Source organism: Thermobifida cellulosilytica TB100 (assembly GCF_001517975.1).
Classification (GTDB): Bacteria; Actinomycetota; Actinomycetes; order Streptosporangiales; family Streptosporangiaceae; genus Thermobifida; species Thermobifida cellulosilytica.
In genome coordinates, this window is the sequence record NZ_KQ950180.1 from 596,031 (window position 1) to 615,249 (window position 19,219).

General features: G+C 71.5%; 17 protein-coding genes and 2 tRNA genes. 9 read left to right on the forward strand and 10 right to left on the reverse strand.

The window, feature by feature from the left end:
• Positions 1–2: 2 nt before the first annotated feature.
• The 6 genes from AC529_RS02485 to AC529_RS02510 all read right to left on the reverse strand — a co-directional run bounded on the left by AC529_RS02485 (position 3) and on the right by AC529_RS02510 (position 5,191).
• Entirely contained in the window at positions 3–392 is a 390-nt protein-coding gene (locus AC529_RS02485; RefSeq protein WP_068753284.1) for a thioesterase family protein, read from the reverse strand.
• Positions 393–421: 29 nt separating this feature from the next.
• Positions 422–634 (reverse strand): biotin/lipoyl-binding carrier protein, encoded by a 213-nt coding sequence (locus tag AC529_RS02490; RefSeq protein ID WP_068753285.1) that lies wholly within the window; start codon positions 632–634, stop codon positions 422–424.
• A gap of 192 nt (positions 635–826) precedes the next feature.
• Positions 827–2,149, reverse strand: a complete 1,323-nt coding sequence (locus AC529_RS02495; RefSeq protein WP_068753286.1) for an HD-GYP domain-containing protein — start codon at positions 2,147–2,149, stop codon at positions 827–829.
• Positions 2,146–3,564, reverse strand: coding sequence for an HD-GYP domain-containing protein (locus AC529_RS02500; protein WP_083947980.1), 1,419 nt, complete (start codon positions 3,562–3,564; stop codon positions 2,146–2,148). The genes AC529_RS02495 and AC529_RS02500 overlap by 4 nt, the downstream gene beginning before the upstream one ends.
• A 716-nt stretch (positions 3,565–4,280) precedes the next feature.
• Positions 4,281–4,565: a mycothiol system anti-sigma-R factor gene (rsrA, locus tag AC529_RS02505; RefSeq protein ID WP_068753288.1), complete on the reverse strand. Its 285-nt coding sequence runs from the start codon at positions 4,563–4,565 to the stop codon at positions 4,281–4,283.
• A complete protein-coding gene (locus tag AC529_RS02510) occupies positions 4,562–5,191 on the reverse strand; it encodes a sigma-70 family RNA polymerase sigma factor (protein WP_068753289.1) in 630 nt (209 codons plus the stop codon). Before AC529_RS02510 ends, rsrA begins: the two co-directional genes overlap by 4 nt.
• Before the next feature lie 461 nt (positions 5,192–5,652).
• Between AC529_RS02510 and AC529_RS02515 the strand changes: the two genes are divergently transcribed.
• On the forward strand, positions 5,653–6,501 hold the full coding sequence (locus AC529_RS02515) for a methyltransferase domain-containing protein (protein ID WP_068753290.1): 849 nt from the start codon (positions 5,653–5,655) through the stop codon (positions 6,499–6,501).
• 268 nt (positions 6,502–6,769) lie between these two features.
• Here the strand turns inward: AC529_RS02515 and AC529_RS02520 are convergent, their stop codons facing one another.
• Positions 6,770–7,627: an SOS response-associated peptidase gene (locus tag AC529_RS02520; RefSeq protein ID WP_068753291.1), complete on the reverse strand. Its 858-nt coding sequence runs from the start codon at positions 7,625–7,627 to the stop codon at positions 6,770–6,772.
• Between the two features lie 163 nt (positions 7,628–7,790).
• Here AC529_RS02520 and AC529_RS02525 point away from each other — a divergent pair, with 163 nt between their 5' ends.
• From AC529_RS02525 to AC529_RS02555, 7 genes are all read left to right on the forward strand, one after another.
• Complete coding sequence (locus tag AC529_RS02525) at positions 7,791–8,303, forward strand: DoxX family membrane protein (RefSeq protein ID WP_068753292.1); 513 nt, start codon at positions 7,791–7,793, stop codon at positions 8,301–8,303.
• Positions 8,304–8,418: 115 nt separating this feature from the next.
• A complete protein-coding gene (gene aroA / locus AC529_RS02530; RefSeq protein ID WP_068753293.1) occupies positions 8,419–9,693 on the forward strand; it encodes a 3-phosphoshikimate 1-carboxyvinyltransferase in 1,275 nt (424 codons plus the stop codon).
• Positions 9,690–10,745: a ribosome small subunit-dependent GTPase A gene (gene rsgA / locus AC529_RS02535; RefSeq protein ID WP_068753294.1), complete on the forward strand. Its 1,056-nt coding sequence runs from the start codon at positions 9,690–9,692 to the stop codon at positions 10,743–10,745. The genes aroA and rsgA overlap by 4 nt, the downstream gene beginning before the upstream one ends.
• Positions 10,746–10,811: 66 nt before the next feature.
• Positions 10,812–11,618 carry a histidinol-phosphatase gene (gene hisN / locus AC529_RS02540; protein WP_068753295.1) on the forward strand — a complete coding sequence of 269 codons (807 nt, stop codon included), beginning with the start codon at positions 10,812–10,814 and terminating at the stop codon, positions 11,616–11,618.
• A gap of 191 nt (positions 11,619–11,809) precedes the next feature.
• On the forward strand, positions 11,810–13,015 hold the full coding sequence (locus tag AC529_RS02545; RefSeq protein ID WP_068753296.1) for an ABC transporter permease: 1,206 nt from the start codon (positions 11,810–11,812) through the stop codon (positions 13,013–13,015).
• Positions 13,016–13,028: 13 nt separating this feature from the next.
• Complete coding sequence (locus AC529_RS02550) at positions 13,029–14,042, forward strand: efflux RND transporter periplasmic adaptor subunit (RefSeq protein ID WP_068753297.1); 1,014 nt, start codon at positions 13,029–13,031, stop codon at positions 14,040–14,042.
• 4 nt (positions 14,043–14,046) lie between these two features.
• Positions 14,047–14,772, forward strand: coding sequence for an ABC transporter ATP-binding protein (locus tag AC529_RS02555; protein ID WP_068753298.1), 726 nt, complete (start codon positions 14,047–14,049; stop codon positions 14,770–14,772).
• 95 nt (positions 14,773–14,867) lie between these two features.
• On the opposite strand, the gene AC529_RS02560 is transcribed toward AC529_RS02555, so the two are convergent.
• Positions 14,868–14,941, reverse strand: a tRNA-Met gene (locus AC529_RS02560).
• 255 nt (positions 14,942–15,196) lie between these two features.
• Between AC529_RS02560 and AC529_RS02565 the strand changes: the two genes are divergently transcribed.
• Entirely contained in the window at positions 15,197–15,679 is a 483-nt protein-coding gene (locus AC529_RS02565) for a DUF4383 domain-containing protein (protein WP_068753299.1), read from the forward strand.
• Between the two features lie 60 nt (positions 15,680–15,739).
• Here AC529_RS02565 and AC529_RS02570 read toward each other — a convergent pair.
• Positions 15,740–15,816, reverse strand: a tRNA-Met gene (locus tag AC529_RS02570).
• 107 nt (positions 15,817–15,923) lie between these two features.
• Positions 15,924–18,965, reverse strand: coding sequence for a UPF0182 family membrane protein (locus AC529_RS02575; RefSeq protein WP_083947878.1), 3,042 nt, complete (start codon positions 18,963–18,965; stop codon positions 15,924–15,926).
• Positions 18,966–19,219 lie beyond the last annotated feature (254 nt).

Sequence of the window (19,219 nt, forward strand, 5' to 3'; positions counted from 1 at the left end):
CCTCACTCCCCCTCGCGGCGCACCCCGGAGAGGAAGCGCTCGCGGTCGACGACGACGCGCTCGACGGTGCCCGCGGCCACCCGGCGGTCTCCCTGGACGACGGCGACCTCGAAGACCAGGCGCCTGCCTTCGACCAGGGCCAGGTGCGCCGTGGCCGTCACGCGCGCTCCCACCGGCGTGGGGGCGGTGTGTGCGAGGCGCACCTCGGTGCCCACCGTGGTGCGCCCGTCGTCCAGGTGCCCGTCCAGGGCGGCGACGGTGGCGGCCTCGGCCAGCGCCAGCACCCGCGGGGTCCCCAGGACGGGCACGTCCCCGCTGCCCAGCGCCGCCGCGGTGTCGGCCGCGGTGACCGTCAGCTCCGCGGTGCCGCTGAGTCCGGTGTCGATCGCCATGGACCGCTTCCCTCCGTGTGCTCCGTCCCCTACTCGACGACCGCGAGCAGGTCGCCCTCCCGGACGACGTCGCCCTCGTCGACGACGACGTCGACGACCCGGCCCGGGTTCCCGGCCTGTACCGGGATCTCCATTTTCCCGGTCTCCAGGACCAGCAGCGTGTCGCCCTCGGCGACCGCGTCGCCCGGCCGCGCCGTGACCTTCCAGACGTTCGCGACTCGTTCCGCGCGGATCTCGGCCATCGCCCGCCCCTCTCCTGTGCCGGTTCGGCCGGTGGTACCCGGGGTGTCCGCCGCCAGGGCTCCGCGGGCGCGGAGGCGGCGCGGGGCTGCCCGGCGGTGCGGCCGCCGCGCGCCCCGGCGCGGCGGCGGACGCCTTCCGTTCCCCTGCCCCCGGAACGCGCCCCGCACCCGCCGCGGGCGCGGGGCTGGGCCTCAGTCGTCGCGCCGGGAGGGGTGCGGCCGTTGCAGCACGGTCGCCAGCGCCTCGACCACCATGGGGTCGTACTCGTGTCCGGTGTCCATGCGCAGCCGCTGTAGCACCGCCTCGACGCGGTCGCGGTCCGTGGAGTCGCCGACCAGGTCGTCGAAGGCGTTGGCCACCTTGATGATCCGGCTGCCCAGCGGGGGCGGTCCCGCGTCGCCGTCGCCGGTGTAGGGCTCCCACTGGCGGCGGACCAGCTCGGCCACCCCGTCGAGCACCCCGGTCTCGCGGATGATCGCCGAGCCCAGTTCGGCGATGCTGGACTGCTCGCGGGGGGAGGCCAGCACGGTGGCCCCGCTGGGAATGGGGTCGCGCAGCGAAAGCTGGCCGATGTCGTGCATGAGCGCGGCGTACTCCAGCTCCAGCAGCTCCGACTCCGACATCCCCAGCTCGCAGCCGATCCCCTGGGCCAGGCGGCTGACCCGGCGGGAGTGCCCGGGCTCGACGTACCCGCCGACCTCGGTGACCCGGGACAGCGCCCGCACCGTCTGGAGGTAGGTGCGCCGGATCTGGGCGTAGCGCCGGAAGGCCACCTCGGTGACCAGCAGCGGGGCGATGAACACCAGCAGCGTGGTCAGTCCCATGACGTGGACGGACAGGGCCATGAGGATGGCCGAGGCCCCCACCGCCATGCCGATGGCCACCTGGGCACGCATCTCGTCGCGCACCGTGACCACGAAGCGGGTCCGCAGGCGGTCGGCGCGGATCGCCGCGGCGGCCACCGAGTCGGCGGCCCACACCACCACCACGATCACCGCCATGAGCACCAGGGCCATCCACCACAGCGGCCCGTCCAGGTCGACGAGCGCCACCAGGGGTTTGAACAGCAGGGCGATGACCGCGACGCTGAGCATCCTGCGGGCCAGGTCGCCCCACTGGGGCGGGCGGCCCACCATGATGTGCGGCAGCTCCCCGAGGGCCATGCCGACCGCGACCACCGCCACGACCTGCAATCCCGAGTGGAGGACGGGCTCACCGGCGATGGTGAAGAGGAAGGCGTAGGACATGGCCGAGGCTGCGGCGACGGGGGCCACCTCGCGCCCGCCGGGCAGCGTGATGCGCGCGAACTCCCCCACCGCGACCAGGACCCCGAACGCCAGGGTGATCCGGGGCTGTTCGAAACCGCTCACGGCCGCCGTCCACAGCAGCGATCCCGCGGCGGCGGCCAGGGCGGCCCCGATCAGCAGCGGCCGGGTCCAGCCGACGGCCCGCCACTGTCTGCCGTGGGCGCCCCCGGTTCTGCGCGGCAGAGCGGTCGACGTGCTGTTCGTCATGATCCGGCCGCCTCTTCCACCGCTCCGACCGTGACGTCGGCCCCGGCGCCGTTCTGCGCGGCGGGCTCGGCGCCCGCCGGCACGACGTCGGCCGGGGCCTCCCCGGTCCTGGCGCCGGTGCCGTTCTGCGGCGTCCGGGCCGCGCGGGCCTCGCACTCCTCCGACAGCGGCTCGACGAGGTCGGGCACCTCCCAGCCCTCCCGTTCGACCGCGCGGACCAGCGCCTCGACCATGCGCGGGTCGAACTGGGTGCCCGCGCACCGGCGCAGTTCCGCGATGGCGTCCTCGGCGCTCCACGCGGTGCGGTAGGAGCGGGTCGAGGTCAGGCAGTCGAACACGTCGGCCACCGAGACCAGGCGGGCGGCCTCGGGGATGTCCTCGCCCGCCAGGCCCATCGGGTAGCCGCCGCCGTCCATGCGCTCGTGGTGGTGCAGGATCCCGACCAGCGCCTCGTCCAGGAAGTCGATCTCCCGCACGATCTCGTAGCCGCGCATGGGGTGCAACTGGATCGCCGCGAACTCCTCCTCGGTGAGCTTCCCCGCCTTCTGCAGGATCTTGGTGGGCACACCGAGCTTGCCGATGTCATGGAGCATGCCCGCGTAGCGCATCGTCTGGACGCGCTCCGCGGACATGCCCAGCTCCTCCGCGATCATCGCGGCGGCCTTGGCCACTCTCATGCAGTGGCCCCGTGTGTAGTAGTCCTTGGTCTCCACCGCCTGGCACAGTGCGGCCAGGGTGGCGTCGTGGGCGCGCTGCTGGAAGACGTACTGGTCGAAGGCCCACCGCGCGATGAACAGCGGGAGCAGCACCAGCAGCACGGCGAACGGTCCGACCGCGTCCCAGATGGCGGCGATGAACAGGCCGAGCATGGCGTAGCCGATGGAGGACAGCTCCAGGGTGGCCAGCGGCCGCCACCGCACGTGCCGGGGACGTCTCAGGCGCAGTTCCCCCAGGGACCACATCAGCCCGGTCATGAGCAGTGTGTTGCACAGGGAGAACGTCAGGACCGCTCCGGTGAAGGGGAGGATGATCCACGGGAACGCCCCGGGGTCCGGGACTCCCATCCTCCCTCCGAAGAGTTGGAACACCGTCCCCGAGGCGTATCCGGCGACCACGAACTGCGCTCCGTTGAAGAGCCGCTTGACGAGGTCCTGCCTCCGGATGACTAGCCCCGAGGCGATGCCGACGACGGCGGCGCCCACCGGCCCCACCAGGACGACAGCGGCGAGCGAGGCCGCCGAGGCCGGCGAGATCCCCGTCTTGCCGCTGTCGACCATCGTGGCGATCGATTCGGCGATCACGAACAGAATCGCCAGGAGCAGGAGAGTGTCCAGGTCGACCTCCGCTATGGGGCCGAGGAGCACTCCCAGGAGTATGACGGTGGCGGCGCCGAGCGCGACAAGGCCCACGTACAACCGCGCGGCCACGGGTAGGGCACGCAATTCCCGCTCCTTCTCGTCTTGCTGCCGACCGTTCCGTCATGGTTCCAGAGATCCGGACTTACCACCAGGTCCATCCGGTAACCGTCGTGACAAACATGGCCACGGCGGCCAGGTGCAGCATGAAGCCGTTGAACAACGAGAACATCCCTATCCCCACCTTTCCAAGCGCCCCCGCGCTTTCACCTTGCCATCGAAGGCATGAAATTTCCTCCCTGAGGGGGATGTGGCGGCCAGTTTAACGGCAATCACGACGTGCGGCATTCAATCACCCCGAACTCACTCCAGGGGACACCAAAGAACCGCGACCGTCTTTCCAGACTGCGGAATTACGAACCTAATTCGTAATTGGCCGAGTAACGCTCCGCAACTGGCCTCCTATTTAAAGGTAACGCAATATCACCCTTGCGATCGCCACTCCCCACGGCGAGGCAATCCAACCAGACCTGCAAGTATCACTCTCAGTAACCGAGAGTAACTTTATGGTTAAGAATCGGTCCACCCCTAACCTCATGTTCGGGTTCTTCGCCTCTGCGCCCCGGCTGTCCGCCTGCGAACCGGAACGCCACCAGATTCCGGCACCGCCCCCTTCGCCCTGATAACCAGCGCAAAAGAGCCTGGAAAAAGCAGGACCGGGGGCGCCTCCCGGATTATCCGGACGACGCCCCCGGTCCCCCGGGAAACTCGGCGGGCTACTCGGCCACCGTCTCGCGCTCACGCATATCGAATCGGGCCTGCTCCAACTGCCGCATCAGCCTGGTCCGCAACCCGGCCGGAGCCGGATCGCAGCCGCAGCACTTGGCCAGGACCTTCTTCACCGCTTCCTCCAGCCCGTACTCCTGGAGGCAGGGCGCGCACTCTTCCAGGTGCTGCCGTATCTCTTCGCAGTTGGCCTCCTCGAGCTCGCCGTCGAGGTAGGCGTAGACCTTGTCCAGCACCTCACTGCACGGGGTGGCGTGCGGTTCCTCGCAGCTCATCGTCGGTCCTTCCCACCATTCGCCGCGACCACGGACTCCCTCGCCGGGGCGGAGAGGAAACCGCGCTCCAGGGCGTACTCCTCCAACAGGGAGCGCAACTGACGTCGGCCACGGTGCAGCCGGGACATCACGGTGCCGATCGGAGTGTCCATGATCTCAGCGACCTCCTTGTAGGCGAAGCCTTCGACATCGGCCAGGTAGACCGCGATACGGAAGTCCTCCGGCAACTCCTGTAGGGCGCGCTTGACGTCGGTGTCGGGAAGGTGCTCCAGCGCCTCGGCCTCCGCGGACTTCAGTCCGCTGGAGGTGTGCGAGGCGGCCTGGGCGAGCTGCCAGTCCTCGACGTCCTCGGTTCCGGCCTGCCGCGGTTCGCGCTGCTTCTTGCGGTAGGAGTTGATAAAGGTGTTGGTGAGAATGCGGTAAAGCCACGCCTTGAGGTTCGTCCCCTCCTTGAACTGGTGGAACGACCCGAACGCCTTCGCGAACGTCTCCTGGACGAGGTCCTCGGCGTCCGCCGGGTTGCGCGTCATGCGCAGCGCGGCCGAGTACAACTGGTCCAGGAGCGGCATGACGTCCCGCTCGAACCGAGCCGCCCGCTCGTCGATGGTCTCCTGCCTCTGACTCAACCCCGTCGGCCTCCTTGCACGGTCCTCCCTCGCGGCAACCGCAACCTCACCATACGTGGGGAGCGGTCCGAGCCGGACACGTGCCGGGCCGGACCCGTCCGCGACCCGCTTCCGTTCCAGGGTTCCCGTGGAGACTGACATCAACCACTCCCGCGCCGCCCCGCAGGCCGCACTCCCGTCCGCACCCCGGGGTTGTTTCCCGATGACGTGGATAGGAACAACACCGGAGGCGGCCTGATTCCTGGTCCGCCGCGGTCCGGCCGACGACGCCGTGCACGACACCGACAAAATTCTTGCGGTATTGGCTGTATACGCCGGACACATCGTGCGAAAGTGGGGGGAAGACGCCCCAGGCGGCGACGCTCGGCGTGGTCCCGGCAGAGCGGACCAGCCCTGCGTACGGGGCGCGGTCGCCCGGGGAACTGGGTGCCCCATGCCCACCGGACAGGAGAGGAGTGTGCGTGCGTCTCACCGGTTCCGCACCCCAGCCTGCGACACCACGGCCACCAGCCGCCTCTGAGGTCTCCCGCCTCACCCCGGTCCGCTTCGCGACGGCCGACTCGCCCTCGACCTACTGGAGGTTCTACTGGGCGGTGGCCACCGCCCAGCTCACCCGCTGGCTGCCCCGCGAACCGGGGCGCCTCCTCGACCTCTCGGGCCCCGGATACCGGGCGTCCTCCCGCGCGGTGGCCGCCGGACACGACGTGGTCACCCTGCTGCCCTCGGTGGACGCGGCGCCGAAGCGGACACTGACCCTGGTCAACGGGCACGCCCCCGTCCGGCCGGACCGCCGTCCGGGCCGCCTCTGCTCGGTCGTGGGCGACTCCGCCCTGCTGTCCGGCTTCGCCTCTGAGGTGTTCGACGGCGTCATCGCCGACAACCGGGTGCTCTCCCAGCACCTGGTGGCCGAGGCGTGCCTCACCGAGATCGCCCGGGTCCTGCGCCCCGGGGGCCGCGCCCTGCTGTGCGTGGACTCGGTGGTGCTGGGCATGGCCGTGCTCGCCGAGCAGGACTGCTGGCCCGAACTCAGCTACGCGCCCAACGCCGACGTGCTCCTGGTGCCCTGGCCGAACGGCGCCATCACCCGCTGCTTCACCGGTGAGCAGCTCAGCGAGCTCCTCACCGAGGCGGGCCTGGAACTGGAGTGGATCAAGCCCCGCACCGTGCTGTCGGCCTCCACCGTGGAGAAGGTCCTGGGAGACCACCCCCGGTCGCTCAACCGGCTGGTGGAGATGGAACTGAAGGCCGCGGACTCCGCGGAGGACGCCAGCAGCATGCACCTGCTGGCCAGCGCCAGGAAACCGCGGTGAGCCCTGGCCGCGGCCCGGCTCCGGTCCACCGCTGAAAGACCGGAACCGGGCCGCGCGGCTGCCCGCACGGCTCCGCCGCCGACTTCCGCACACACGAACCGGCGACCCGCGGAGCCGCTCCGCCGGGCGTGGCCACCCTACTGGTCCGCTGTCCGGGATTCCACCGTCACCGCCGTCCCAGAGGCGTTCCGGCACGGCTCGGCCCCACGGTTTCCGCAGTTCACAACCGAAGGGAAAATCCTGGTAAAAAGCTTGTCGGCGCTGTCTCTCAGAACAGGGTGGCCGAACCGCCTTCGGATTCCGCACCGGCCGGGGCGAGCAGGCGCGGGCCGTTGTTGCGCACCGCGTTCACCTCGGGTCCCACCTCGTAGACGGTGAAGTCCGCCGCAGGCGTGGAGTCCAGGACCGAGAACAGGTCGTCGGGAGCGGCCTCGGGGTCCAGCCAGACCTCCCAGTCCTGCTCCCCCACGACCACCGGCATGCGCTCGTGGATGTGCGCCAGCTCGGGCGCGGCCTGGGTGGTGACGACCGCGAAGCTCCACAGCCAGGCCGCGGGGTCCTCCTCGGGCAGCTCCGGGTTGCGCCACCGCTCGAAGATCCCGGCGAGGGCCAGCGGGGCGCCGTCGGCGTAGCGGACCGCGAACGGGCGCTTGCGCGTCCTGGCCTTGCGCTCCCGGTGGCGGGGGTCGGTGGCCGGGGAGGTGCCCGGCCGCGCCTCGCCGGAGGCGTGCAGCAGTTGCCACTCGTAGTAGGCGTCGGCGGGCAGCAGGCAGCGGCGCCGGGCGAACGCCGCCCGGAAGGCGGGCCGCTCCGCGATGGTCTCGGCGCGGGCGTTGATCATCCGGTAGCCCACGGCGGCGTCCTTCGCCCAGGACGGAACCAGGCCCCAGCGGAGGGTGGCCAGGTGCCGCGGTCCGGCCTGCCCGGTGTCCGGCTCCCCCGGGGCCCGGCCCAGCACCGCGTAGGCGTACTTGCCCGGGGAGATGTTGTAGTCGGGGTCGAGCTCCTCCCGTGGCGGCCACGCCCGCGGGGCTTCCGCCTCCGGGGCCAGGGCCTCCGTCTCGGTGAAGCCGAAGGCGAGCTGGATCTCGCTGCTGCCGCGCGCCAGCGCGTACCGACCGCACATGCCTTCAGCTTAGGAGCGTGCGGTGACATTCGGTCAAAAACCCGGCAACCTCTGTTCCCACTCGCCCGGCGTGCACGGATGTTCCCGGACGGTTCGGGTAGAGCGGTGTCCGTCGCCCCGGTGCGCACCGGGGCTCCGTCCTGTCCGTGCGAGGAGAGACACCGTGGGAGCACTACGCCTACGCAGCCAGGCCCGGCGCCTGCTCGCCGTCCCGTTCGTCCTGGAGGGGATCGCCCTCCTGCGCGATCCCCTTCCGCGCGCCAAGCAGCTCGCGCCGGTCGTGCGCGGCCTGGCCGAACGCTGGCCGAGCGTGCCGGACGCCCCGGAGTCGCTGGCCCGGCTCCAGGGCGTGCTGGGTGTCACCGGAGGGGCGCTGCTGCTGGCCGGACGCGCGCCGCGCACCGCCTGCGCGCTGCTGGCGGTGCAGTCGGTGCCGACCGTGCTGGCCGGGCTGCGCGAGGCGCGCGAGGGCGACCCCGCCGACCGCGGTCGGCGCCGCTCGGAGGTGGTCAAGGACCTCAGCCTGTTCGGTGCGCTGGTGCTGTCGGCCACCGAGCCGAAACGGCGCCCCTCCCGGCCGCGCTGCCGGGCCTCCCGCACGGCCGGGCAGCTCCGCACGGCCTCCTCCCGGCCCCGCCGCCGCTCCCCCGTGCGGATCCCGCGGCCGCGGCGCTGAGGCCGGTCCGCGGCCTCCCGCTCCCGGCGGCCCCGCACCCGTCGGCCGGGGCCGGGCGTCCCGGCCGGACGTGCGCGGCTCCCGGGGTGCCGCGTTCCCCGGATACCCTTCAGGCATGGCTGAAACCGCGTCGCACTGGCCCGCCCCGACCGTGTCCCGTCCCGTGGACGCCACGGTCAGCCTGCCCGGCTCCAAGTCGATGACCAACCGCGCGATGATCCTGGCCGCGCTGTCCGAGACCCCCAGCGTGGTCCGCCGCCCCCTGCGCAGCCGCGACACCGTCCTGATGGCGGGGGCACTGCGCGCGCTCGGCATCACGGTGGCTGAGGCGGACGGGGACTGGGCGGTCACTCCGGCGCCGCCGACCGGTCCCGCCTCGGTGGACGTCGGCAACGCCGGGACGGTGATGCGGTTCGTGCCGCCGCTGGCCGCGCTGGCCCGCGGCGAGGTGTCCTTCGACGGCGACCCGCGGGCCCGGGAGCGGCCCGTCGGCCCCCTGCTCGGGGCGCTGCGCGCGCTCGGCGCCGACATCGACGACGGCGGGCGCGGCGCGCTGCCCATGGTCATCCGCGGCCGGGGCGAGCTGCCCGGCGGCACCGTCACCCTGGACGCCTCCGGCTCCTCCCAGTTCGTCTCCGCCCTGCTGCTCAGCGGCGCCCGCTTCACCAAGGGCGTGGAGGTGCGGCACGAGGGTCCGCCGGTCCCCTCCCAGCCCCACCTGGACATGACCGTGGCGATGCTGCACGACGCCGGGGTCGAGGTGGACACCTCCGTCCCGGACGTGTGGCGGGTCGCGCCGGGGCCGATCCGGGTCGCCGAGATCGCGGTCGAGCCCGACCTGTCCAACGCCGCGCCGTTCCTGGCCGCCGCCCTGGTCACCGGGGGCCGGGTGACGGTCCGCGACTGGCCGCGCCGCACCACCCAGCCGGGAGACGCGCTGCGTTCCCTGTTCACCGAGATGGGCGGCCGCGTGGAGTTCTCCGACGAGGGGCTGACCCTGTACGGCACCGGAGAGGTCCGCGGCATCACCGCCGACCTGCGCGACGTCGGCGAACTCACCCCGACCGTGGCGGCCGTGGCCGCGCTGGCGTCCACCCCCTCGCGCATCACCGGCATCGCGCACCTGCGCAGGCACGAGACGGACCGGATCGCGGCGCTGGTCCGCGAGATCAACCGGCTGGGCGGCGACGCCGAGGAGCTCCCCGACGGCCTGGTCATCCGTCCCCGCCGACTGCACGGCGGCCTGTTCCACTCCTACGACGACCACCGGATGGCGACCTCCGGTGCGGTCATCGGACTCGTGGTGCCCGGGGTGGAGGTGGAGAACATCGCCACCACCGGCAAGACCCTGCCGGACTTCCCCGCCCTGTGGAGCGAGGTCGCCTCTTGAGGGACAGCCGCTACATCGACGAGGACGACGTACGGGTGCGGGCCCGGGGCGGCTCGCGGCCCCGCACCCGCAAACGCCCCAAGCACGAGAACGCCCAGCTCGGGTTCGTGACCGGGGTGGACCGCGGCCGGTACCGCTGCCTGGTGGGCGACCGTTCGGTGGTGGCCATGAAGGCCCGCGAGCTCGGCCGCGGCAGCATCGTCGTGGGCGACGTCGTCGCCCTGGTCGGCGACCTGTCCGGCCGCCCCGGCACGCTGGCGCGGGTGGTGCGGGTCGAGGAGCGCACGTCGGTGCTGCGCCGCACCGCCGACGACACCGACCCGGTGGAGCGGGTGATCGTCGCCAACGCCGACCAGCTCGTCATCGTGGTGGCGCTGGCCGATCCGGCCCCGCAGCCGCGGTTCGTCGACCGCTGCCTGGTGGCGGCCTACGACGCCGGGCTGGAGCCGCTGCTCTGCCTGACCAAGTCCGATCTGGCGCCCCCGGACCCGCTGGTGGAGATCTACGCGCCGCTGGGCCTGCGCTGGGTGGTGACCCGCAAGGACGGCGACCTCTCCGAGCTGCGCTCCCGCCTGACCGGCCGGATCAGCGTCTTCGTCGGCCCCTCCGGAGTGGGCAAGTCGACGCTGGTGAACCTGCTGGTGCCCGAGGCGCAGCGGGCGGTCGGCCGGGTCAACGCGGTCACCGGGCGGGGCCGGCACACCTCCACCTCGGCGGTGGCGCTGCCGTTCGGCGCCCCGCCCGACGCCGAGAGCCTGGAGCGGCTCCGTGCGGCCCGCGAGGGCGCCCTCGACCGGAGCGAGCTCGACCACGGCTGGATCATCGACACCCCGGGGGTGCGCAGTTTCGGGCTGGCCCACGTCGCCCCCGACGACCTGGTGGTGGCCTTCCCCGACCTGGCGGAGGCGATCGACGAGTGCGCGCACCACTGCTCCCACCTGGACGGCGGGTGCGCGCTGGACGACTGGCTGGCCGCGGGTCGGCTCCGCGCCGACCGGGTCGCCTCCTTCCGTCGGCTGCTGCTCAGCCGGGAGGGCGACGCCGAGCGCTGAGTCCGCGGCGCGCCACGCGGGGCGGGCATGGCTTCCGCCGGGTAAAGAACGGTAGCGTTACCGGCCATGGCGGCCTTTGATGATGACCTGCGTCTTGCTCACGTCCTCGCCGACGCTGCGGACGATCTCTCGCTCCGGCACTTCCGGTCCCTCGATCTGAAGATCGACACCAAACCCGACCTGACCCCGGTGACCGAAGCCGACCGGGCCGTCGAGGAGACGCTGCGCTCCGTGCTCTCGCGCGCCCGTCCCCGGGACGCGGTGCTCGGCGAGGAGTACGGTAGGACCGGGCGCAGCTCCCGCTGCTGGGTGCTGGACCCGATCGACGGCACCAAGAACTACGTGCGCGGCGTCCCGGTGTGGGCGACGCTGATCGCGCTGCTGGAGGGCAACGAGCCCGTGGTGGGCGTGGTGTCGGCTCCCGCGCTGCAACGCCGCTGGTGGGCGTCGAAGGGCGGCGGCGCCTGGACCGGGCGCAGCCTCACCAAGGCCACCCGCTGCCGGGTGTCGGCGGTGTCCCGCCTGGAGGACGCGTCGCTGTCGTTCTCCTCCCTGACCGGCTGGGAGGAGCAGAAACGCCTGGACTACTTCCTGGACCTGACCAGATCGGTGTGGCGGACCCGCGCCTACGGGGACTTCTGGTCGCACGTGATGGTCGCCGAGGGGGCCGTGGACATCTCCATGGAACCGGAGCTGTCGCTGTGGGACGCCGCTCCCCTCCCGCTCATCCTGGAGGAGGCCGGCGGGCGGGCGACGGACCTGCGCGGCGGCCCGTTCACCGACGGGGGACCGCTGGTCTGCAGCAACGGGGTGCTGCACGACGCCGTGCTCACCCAGCTCAACGGCGGTCCCACCCCGCTGCGGCTGACCTGAGCGCCCCGCGGGAGGAAACGGGTGGTCTCCGTCATAGTGGCCACCACCGGCCACTAACGGCACATACCGCACACGGTCCACTACCCTGGTTCGTACCCCGGGCCGTCACCGGCCGCAGCGATTCGACCACGCCGTACTCCCGCGTGTCTCGCCTTCTCCTCGCACTCCGGTTGCGAAAGGTCTTCCCCGACGTGTTGCGTTCCATCACCGCTGGGCTCGTGCTGGCGTTCGCGGGCTCACGCGCCAACGTGGCCCGCACGATCCTGTCGTGTGCGGGGATCGTCGTCGGCATCGGCGCCCTGATCACCGTGGTGACGGCCGGCGACCTCGGGGAGCGCTACGCGAAGGCCTACAGCGAGTCCGTCGCCGGGCGGGCCGCCACCTTCCAGGTGGACCTGATGGCCGAACTGGAGGACCTGGAGGCGTTCGAGGCGGACCTGCAACGCGCCGGCGGCACCGTGGTGTCGCTGAGCACCTGGATCAGCGGCCCCGTGGTGCGCAGCGGCGGAACACCGGTCCCGGACGTCGCGTTCGCCGCCGTCGACGCCTCGCTGAGCGACATCCGCCGGCTGGAGATCGTGCAGGGGCGCTGGTTCACCGAGGAGGACCAGGAGTCCCTCGTCCCGGTGCTGGTGGTCAACGAGGAGCTGGCCGGTCTCCTGGGGGACGTCACCGACGTCGAGATCGGCACCCGGCGCTGGCTGTCCGCCCGCGTGGTCGGGGTGGTGGAGACGAGCGCCTTCGAGTCCTATCCTCAGCTCTACCTGCTGCGCTCTCCGGCCTCCGAGGAGCTGATGTCCTCGCTGTCCTCCTCCGAGGAACCGCTCATGCTGAGCTACAGCGTCCTGGTTCCTCCGACCGACGCCGACCCCGACTCCTTCCTGTACCGCCTGGCGTCGGCGTCCTGGCGTTGGGGAGCCCCGACGGAGAACATCGACGAGTTCGTGTCCGTCTGGCGGTCCGACGACTCCGAGGCGGTCGACGAGATGCTCGGCTACCTGTCGATGGGGCTGCTCGGAGTGGCCTCCATCACCCTGCTGACCGGGCTGTTGGGCGTGCTCAACGTCGGCCTGGTCACGGTCCGGGAACGCCGCCGGGAACTCGCCACCTACCGGGCGCTGGGCGCGAGTTCGCTGACCCTGTTCGTCGCGGTCGTCACCGAGGCGGTCGTCGTCTCGGTGGTGGCCGGGGCGATCGCTCTCACGCTGTGTTTGGCGGGCGCGTGGGTGGTCGACGTCCTCGCCTCCCCGTACCTGCCCTCTGACGTGTCGGTCTTCGTACCGCCCGAGGCGGCCCTGGTGGGACTGGCCAGCGCGGCGTTCGTCGGTCTGCTGGCCGGGATCATCCCCGCGTGGCGGGCGCTGCGCGCGTCCGTGGTGGCCGGCCTGCGGGAATAGGAACGGTGGGAACGTGAAGAAGTGGATCATCCTCGGCGTGGCCGCAGCCGTGCTGCTGGGCGGCCTGGGATTCGGCGGCTACACGCTGTACTCCCTCACCGCCACGCCGCCCGAGGAGGAAGCCCTGGGACTCCAGATCGTCCCCGAGGGGCAGCCGGTGGAGGTGCGGCGCGCCGACATCGAGTCCCGGGTGGTGCTGGACGCCGTGATCGCCGCGGAACCGGGCGTCGCGGTGAAGACCCGGACCGGCGGGACCGTGGCGCGCGTCTGGCTGACCGACGGGCAGAGCGTCGAACAGGGCGCCCCCATCCTGACCCTCACCGTGGAGGGAGGGGCGGCGTCCGGAGACGACGACGCGGAGCCCGCCCCGGTCACCAGGGTCGTCCGCGCGCCCGCCAGCGGAACGGTCTCCGGTCTGGGCGACCTCGCGGTCGGCGACCCGGTGGAGCCCGGCGAGGTCGCCCAGATCACCCAGAACAAGTTCCGCGCGGTGGCTACGGTCCCGGCCAACGACCTCTACCTGTTCTACGACGAGCCCGAGGAGATCCTGTTGCAGATCGACCGGGGGCCGGCACCCGAGGAGTGCGAGTTCCTGTCGCTGGGGTCGCCCTCGAACAACGCCTCGGGGGAGGCCGGCGGCGCCGCGGCGGACCAGACGGGCGGCTCGGAGGGGGGCCTCGAACTGGCCTGCCGGGTCCCCGACGGGATGCGGGTGTTCTCCGGGATGCGGGGCCAGCTCTCCATCGTCACCGACAAGGCGAAGAACGCGCTGGTCGTCCCCATGACCGCGGTGCGGGGGACGGTCGACTCGGGCGAGGTGCTCGTGGTCCTCGAGGACGGGACGACCGAGGTCCGCGAGGTCGAGCTGGGCGTCTCCGACGGGGAGGAGATCGAGGTGCGCTCCGGGCTGAGCCCCGGCGACCTGGTCATGGACCCGATCCCGCTGGCCGAGGAGTTCGACGTCCCGTCCGGCGTCACCGAGGACGAGTACTACGAGGACCTGGACTCCTGGATGCTGGAGGAGTGATCCGGTGGAGGCTCTCTTCGCCCCCGAGGAGCAGGAGGCCCCGACCGGGCCGCTGCTGCGCGTCCACGACCTGAGGCGCAGCTTCACGGTCTCGGGAACCAGGATCGACGTCCTCAAGGGCTGCTCCCTGGAGGTCGCCCGGGGCGAGGTCGTGGCCGTGGTCGGGCAGTCCGGTTCGGGCAAGTCCACGCTGCTCAACATCATCGGCCTGCTGGACAGCGCGGACTCCGGCGAGCACGTGTTCGACGGCGTCGACGTGACCCGGCTGCGGGAGGGGCAGCGCGCCCGGCTGCGCAACGAGCGGATCGGGTTCGTGTTCCAGCAGTTCCACCTGCTGGAGCGGCGCAGCGCGCTGGCCAACGTGAGCGTCCCCCTGGTGCTGGCGGGGGTGCCGCTGGTACGGCGCCGCGCTATCGCCCGGGAGCTGCTGGAGTCGGTCGGGCTGGGCGACCGGCTCTCCTCCCAGCCGCACCAACTGTCCGGCGGTGAACAGCAGCGGGTGGCGCTGGCGCGGGCGCTGAGCCTGAACCCCGCGCTGATCCTCGCCGACGAGCCCACGGGCGCCCTGGACAAGGCGAGCAGCACGATGATCATGGACCAACTGCTCGACCACGCCCGCTCCCGGAACACCGCCGTGATCGTGGTGACCCACGACCCCGAGGTGGCCGCCCGCGCCGACCGGACGGTCACCATGTCCGAGGGGCGCATCCTCCCCGCGGAGGAGGAGTGACCCCGGCGGGACCCCGACGCATTCCGGGCCCGTGACCGGCCCCGGACACACCTCGGGCCGACCACGCTGCTGCGTGGTCGGCCCGAGGATCCGAGTAGCGGGGACAGGATTTGAACCTGCGACCTCTGGGTTATGAGCCCAGCGAGCTACCGAACTGCTCCACCCCGCGTCGCTGTGTTCATCAGATTAGATGCTGTCTCCGGTTGACGCAAATCAGCAACCTCCTGCGCCGCCGGTGTCCTCCGGGCCGCATAACGCTCCTCCTCCGGGTAGAGGAGGCCTGCCGGTACGAGGGACGGCAGGCTCCCGGGCCTCGCCCCGGCCCCGCCGGACACCGACCAGACGGGTCCGACGCGTGCCGTCCCCCGGCGGCCGGTCCGCACGCGACGGCGGACGGCCGCCCAGCACAGTGAGGGAGAAGCAGATGTCAGTTCCCGGAGCCGACCGCGCATCCTCGGTCCTGCGCACCCCGGTCCAGAAGGCGGCGCTCGCGTTCGGAGCGGTCTTTCTGCTCATCGGCCTCCTGGGGTTCATCCCCGGGATCACGACCGACTACGGCCAGATGCGGTTCGCCGGGCACCACTCCGAGGCGATGCTGCTGGGCCTGTTCCAGGTGTCGGTCCTGCACAACATCGTCCACCTGCTGTTCGGAGTCGTCGGTGTGGCCATGGCCCGGTCCGCCGCGGCCGCCCGGGCCTTCCTGATCGGCGGCGGCCTGGTCTACCTGGTGCTGTGGCTGTACGGCCTGTTCGTCGGCGAGGACTCGGCGGCGAACTTCGTGCCGCTGAACACCGCCGACAACTGGCTGCACTTCCTGCTGACCGTCGGCATGGTCGGACTGGGGGTCCTCCTCGGCCGACGGTCCGTGGGCGCGGGGTCGCGGTCCTCGTCGGCCCGCCGCTCCTAGGGACGGAAAAGACCGTGGCCCCCACGTGTCGTGGGGGCCACGGCCGTGCCTCGGGCACCTTGGTAGCGGGGACAGGATTTGAACCTGCGACCTCTGGGTTATGAGCCCAGCGAGCTACCGAACTGCTCCACCCCGCGTCGCTGTGGCCAACGGTACCGCGCTTCACGGACAACGCCAAATCGGCCGCCCCGGGGCGGCCGGGCGCCGCGGAAGCATCCCCGCAGCGTCCCGGCCGCCCGGCGGGCTACTGGCCTCCGGCGGCCGCCTCGGCCCGCTCCAGGGCGTCCGCGAGCCGCTCGTTGGCCTCGCCGTAGGCGGCGAAGTCGCCTTCCCGGAGCGCGGCCTGGCCGTCCTCGTAGGCCTCCGAGGCGTCCTTCAGGGCCTGGGCGAGCTCGCCGTCGGCCGGAGCCTGCCCGCCGCCCTCGGTGCCGCCCTCGGGGGTCTCCTCCCCGGTCCGGGGCTCCTCCAGCGGCGCCTCCCCCTCGTCGAAGAGGTTGTTCAGCGCGTCCTGGAGGTTGCTGCCGATGGCGACCTGGTCGCCGAAGCCCACGAGGACCTGCTGCAACAGCGGGTAGGAGGCGTCGCTGCCGCCGGCCTGCACGTAGAGCGGCTCGACGTAGAGCAGGCCGCCCGCGAACGGCAGGGTGAGCAGGTTGCCGTAGGTGACCTGCGCCGAGCTCTGCTCCAGGGGGAGCAGCACCTCGCGCACCTCCGCCGAGGACTGGAAGGTGTTCTGGATCTGCCCCGGTCCCTGGACCGCGGTGCTCCGCGGCAGCTCCAGGACCCGCAGCTGGCCGTAGTCCTCGGAGGTCGCGTCGCTGTTCACCGCCATGAACGCCGCCAGGTTCTCCCTGCCCCGCGGCACGAAGGTCGAGGTCAGCGAGTACATGGGCGCCTCGTCGCCCGGGAAGCGGATGGTCTGGCGGTAGGGCGGCTCCGGGTTCTCCCCGGCCTTGGGCTTCGGGTCGTTGGGCACGGTCCAGAAGTCCTGGCCGCCGTAGAAGGCGTCGGCGTTGGTGATGTGGTAGCGCTCCAGGATCTTGCGCTGCACCTTGTACAGGTCGTCCGGGTAGCGCAGGTGGGACAGCAGGGAGTCGCTGATCTCCGCCCTGCTGGTGACGACGCCCGGGAACGCCTTGGACCAGGTCTGGAGGACCGGGTCCGTCTCGTCCCAGCCGTACAGGGTGACGGTGCCGTCGTAGGCGTCGACGGTGGCCTTGACCGAGTTGCGGATGTAGTTCACCCGGTTGCCCGGCAGCGCGTTGACCGCCGTGGTGCTCTCGGTGAAGGTGTCCGTGGTGGCCTGGGCCAGGTCGATCGGGGTGGAGTAGGGGTACCGGTCGGACGTGGTGTAGGCGTCCACGATCCACACGATCCGCCCGTCGACCACGGCCGGGTACGACTTGCCGTCGACGGTGAGGAAGGGGGCCACCTTCTCGACGCGCTCAGCGGGGTCGCGGACGTAGATGATCTGCGAGTTCTCGTTGATCGCGTTGTTGAGCAGGATGTTGACTTCCTGGTACTTCAGCGCGTACATGAGCTTGTCGAAGAAGTTGCTCAGCCGCACGCCGCCGTCGCCGTCGTAGTAGTTGTTGGCCTGCCCGCTGTCGCCGCCGGGCTGCTCGGAGGAGCCGGGCTGCTCCGCCTCGGGGCTCTGCTGGCCCTCCTCGCTCCCCGCGGTCTGCTGCTCCTGCTGTCCGGGCGCCTGGGCCTCGTCGGCCTCGGGCGAGGCGGACGGCGTGGGGGTGACCGCGTCCTCGGCCGTGGGGACCTTCGGCGCCTCGGAGTCGACCGGGTAGTCGTACTCGGCCTCGGCGTTGACGATCACGTACTCGGCGCCCTCGCGGCCGAAGTAGATGCGCGGCTCGTAGCCCTCCCCGCTCTGGGACAGCTCGCCGGTGGGCGGGATGTTGTACTCCAGGAACACCGGGCGTCCCTCGGAGTCCACCTGGTTGCCCGCGGCGGCGACCATGCCGAAGCCGTGGGTGTAGACCAGGTGCCGGGTCAGCCACCGGTCCTCCTGGCTGGGCGGGCCGTCGAGCTCGCGGGCGGCCACGATCGTGTCGACCGTCTCCCCGTCGGAGGTGGTGTACCGGTCGACCTCCAAGACCTGCGGGAACTGGTAGAAGCCGCGGACCTGCTGGAGCTGCTGGAAGGTCTGGGAGACCACCGCCGGGTCCACCAGCCGGACGCTGGGGATGGTCTCGGCCTCCTTGGCGAGCTCGGCCGTGGTCAGCTCGGTCTGCGCGTCGTAGTCGATCACCTCGGCGCCGTCGATGCCGTACGCGGCCCGGGTGGCCTCGATGTTGCGCTGGATGTAGGGGTTCTCCAGCCGCTGCTCGTTGGGGGAGACCGTGACCTGCTGGACGATCGCCGGGTAGACGCCGCCGATGAGCACCGCCGACAGGACCAGCAGCCCCAGGCTGACCAGCGGCACCATGGCGTTCTTGAAGTAGATGTTGGCGAAGAACAGCGCCGCGCACACCAGCGCGATGATGAACAGGATGATCTTGGCGTACAGCACCGCGTTGACGTCGGTGTAGGAGGCGCCGAAGGTGTAGCCGCGGGTGGAGAAGACCAGACCGTACTGCTCCATCCAGTAGTCGAGGGCCCGCAGCAGTACGAAGACGCCCAGCATGACCGACAGGTGGACGCGGGCGGCCGGGGTGACCCGCTGCCCCTGCGACTGGAGCCGCACCCCGCCGTACAGGTAGTGCACCACCACGCCGGCGATGAACGCGATGACCACGGACGTGTACAGGTAGCCGAGGATCACCTGGAGGAACGGGTAGACGAACGTGTAGAACGAGATGTCCAGCCCGAACTGCGCGTCCTCGACGCCGAACTCGGTGGCGTTGGCGAACTGCAGGTAGGTCTGCCACTCGGCGGTCGCGGAGGCTCCGGTGAGCAGCGCCAGGCCGCCGACGAGTCCCCAGAAGAAGACCTTGCGGTGCGGGTCGATCGAGGACCGGTACCGGTCCAGCCCTTGCTGCTCCAGGCTGAACGGCCGGTAGGCGGGCCGGGTCCGGTAGGCGAAGTAGACGCTGAAGCCGACGGCGAGGGCCATCAGCAGCGCCCCTCCAGCGAAAAGCAGCGCCCGGGTGCGCAGCTCTGTCCAGAAGACCGTGGTGTAGTCGACCGAGTCGAACCACCGGTACTCGGTCCAGAAATTCGCGGCGAACATGATGCCCGCGATGATGACGACCACGGCCGCGCCGACCGGCGCGAGCAATCGGGACCGTCGGGGCATGCGCGCGGTCGGCGCGCCGGGCGATCGGAAGCTCACGCCTCCCCCTCGTTCCTACTGGTTGTCGTCGGACGGGCGCCCGGACAGGCCCCGGTCCGGCCTGGGCCGGGCGGCCGCCTGTCCTCGCACCCGCCGGGTGACTCGTTGGCTGGTCGAATGTGCGGACACGGTGTCCCCTATACAGTGGCAACTTATCGGGGCCCTGTCGGGTTCCCGCGTGATCGCGCCGATATCTGGCCGAGACGGCTTCGACACCCCGTCCGCGAAGCTGGCTGGAGTCCCTCGGGACAGCC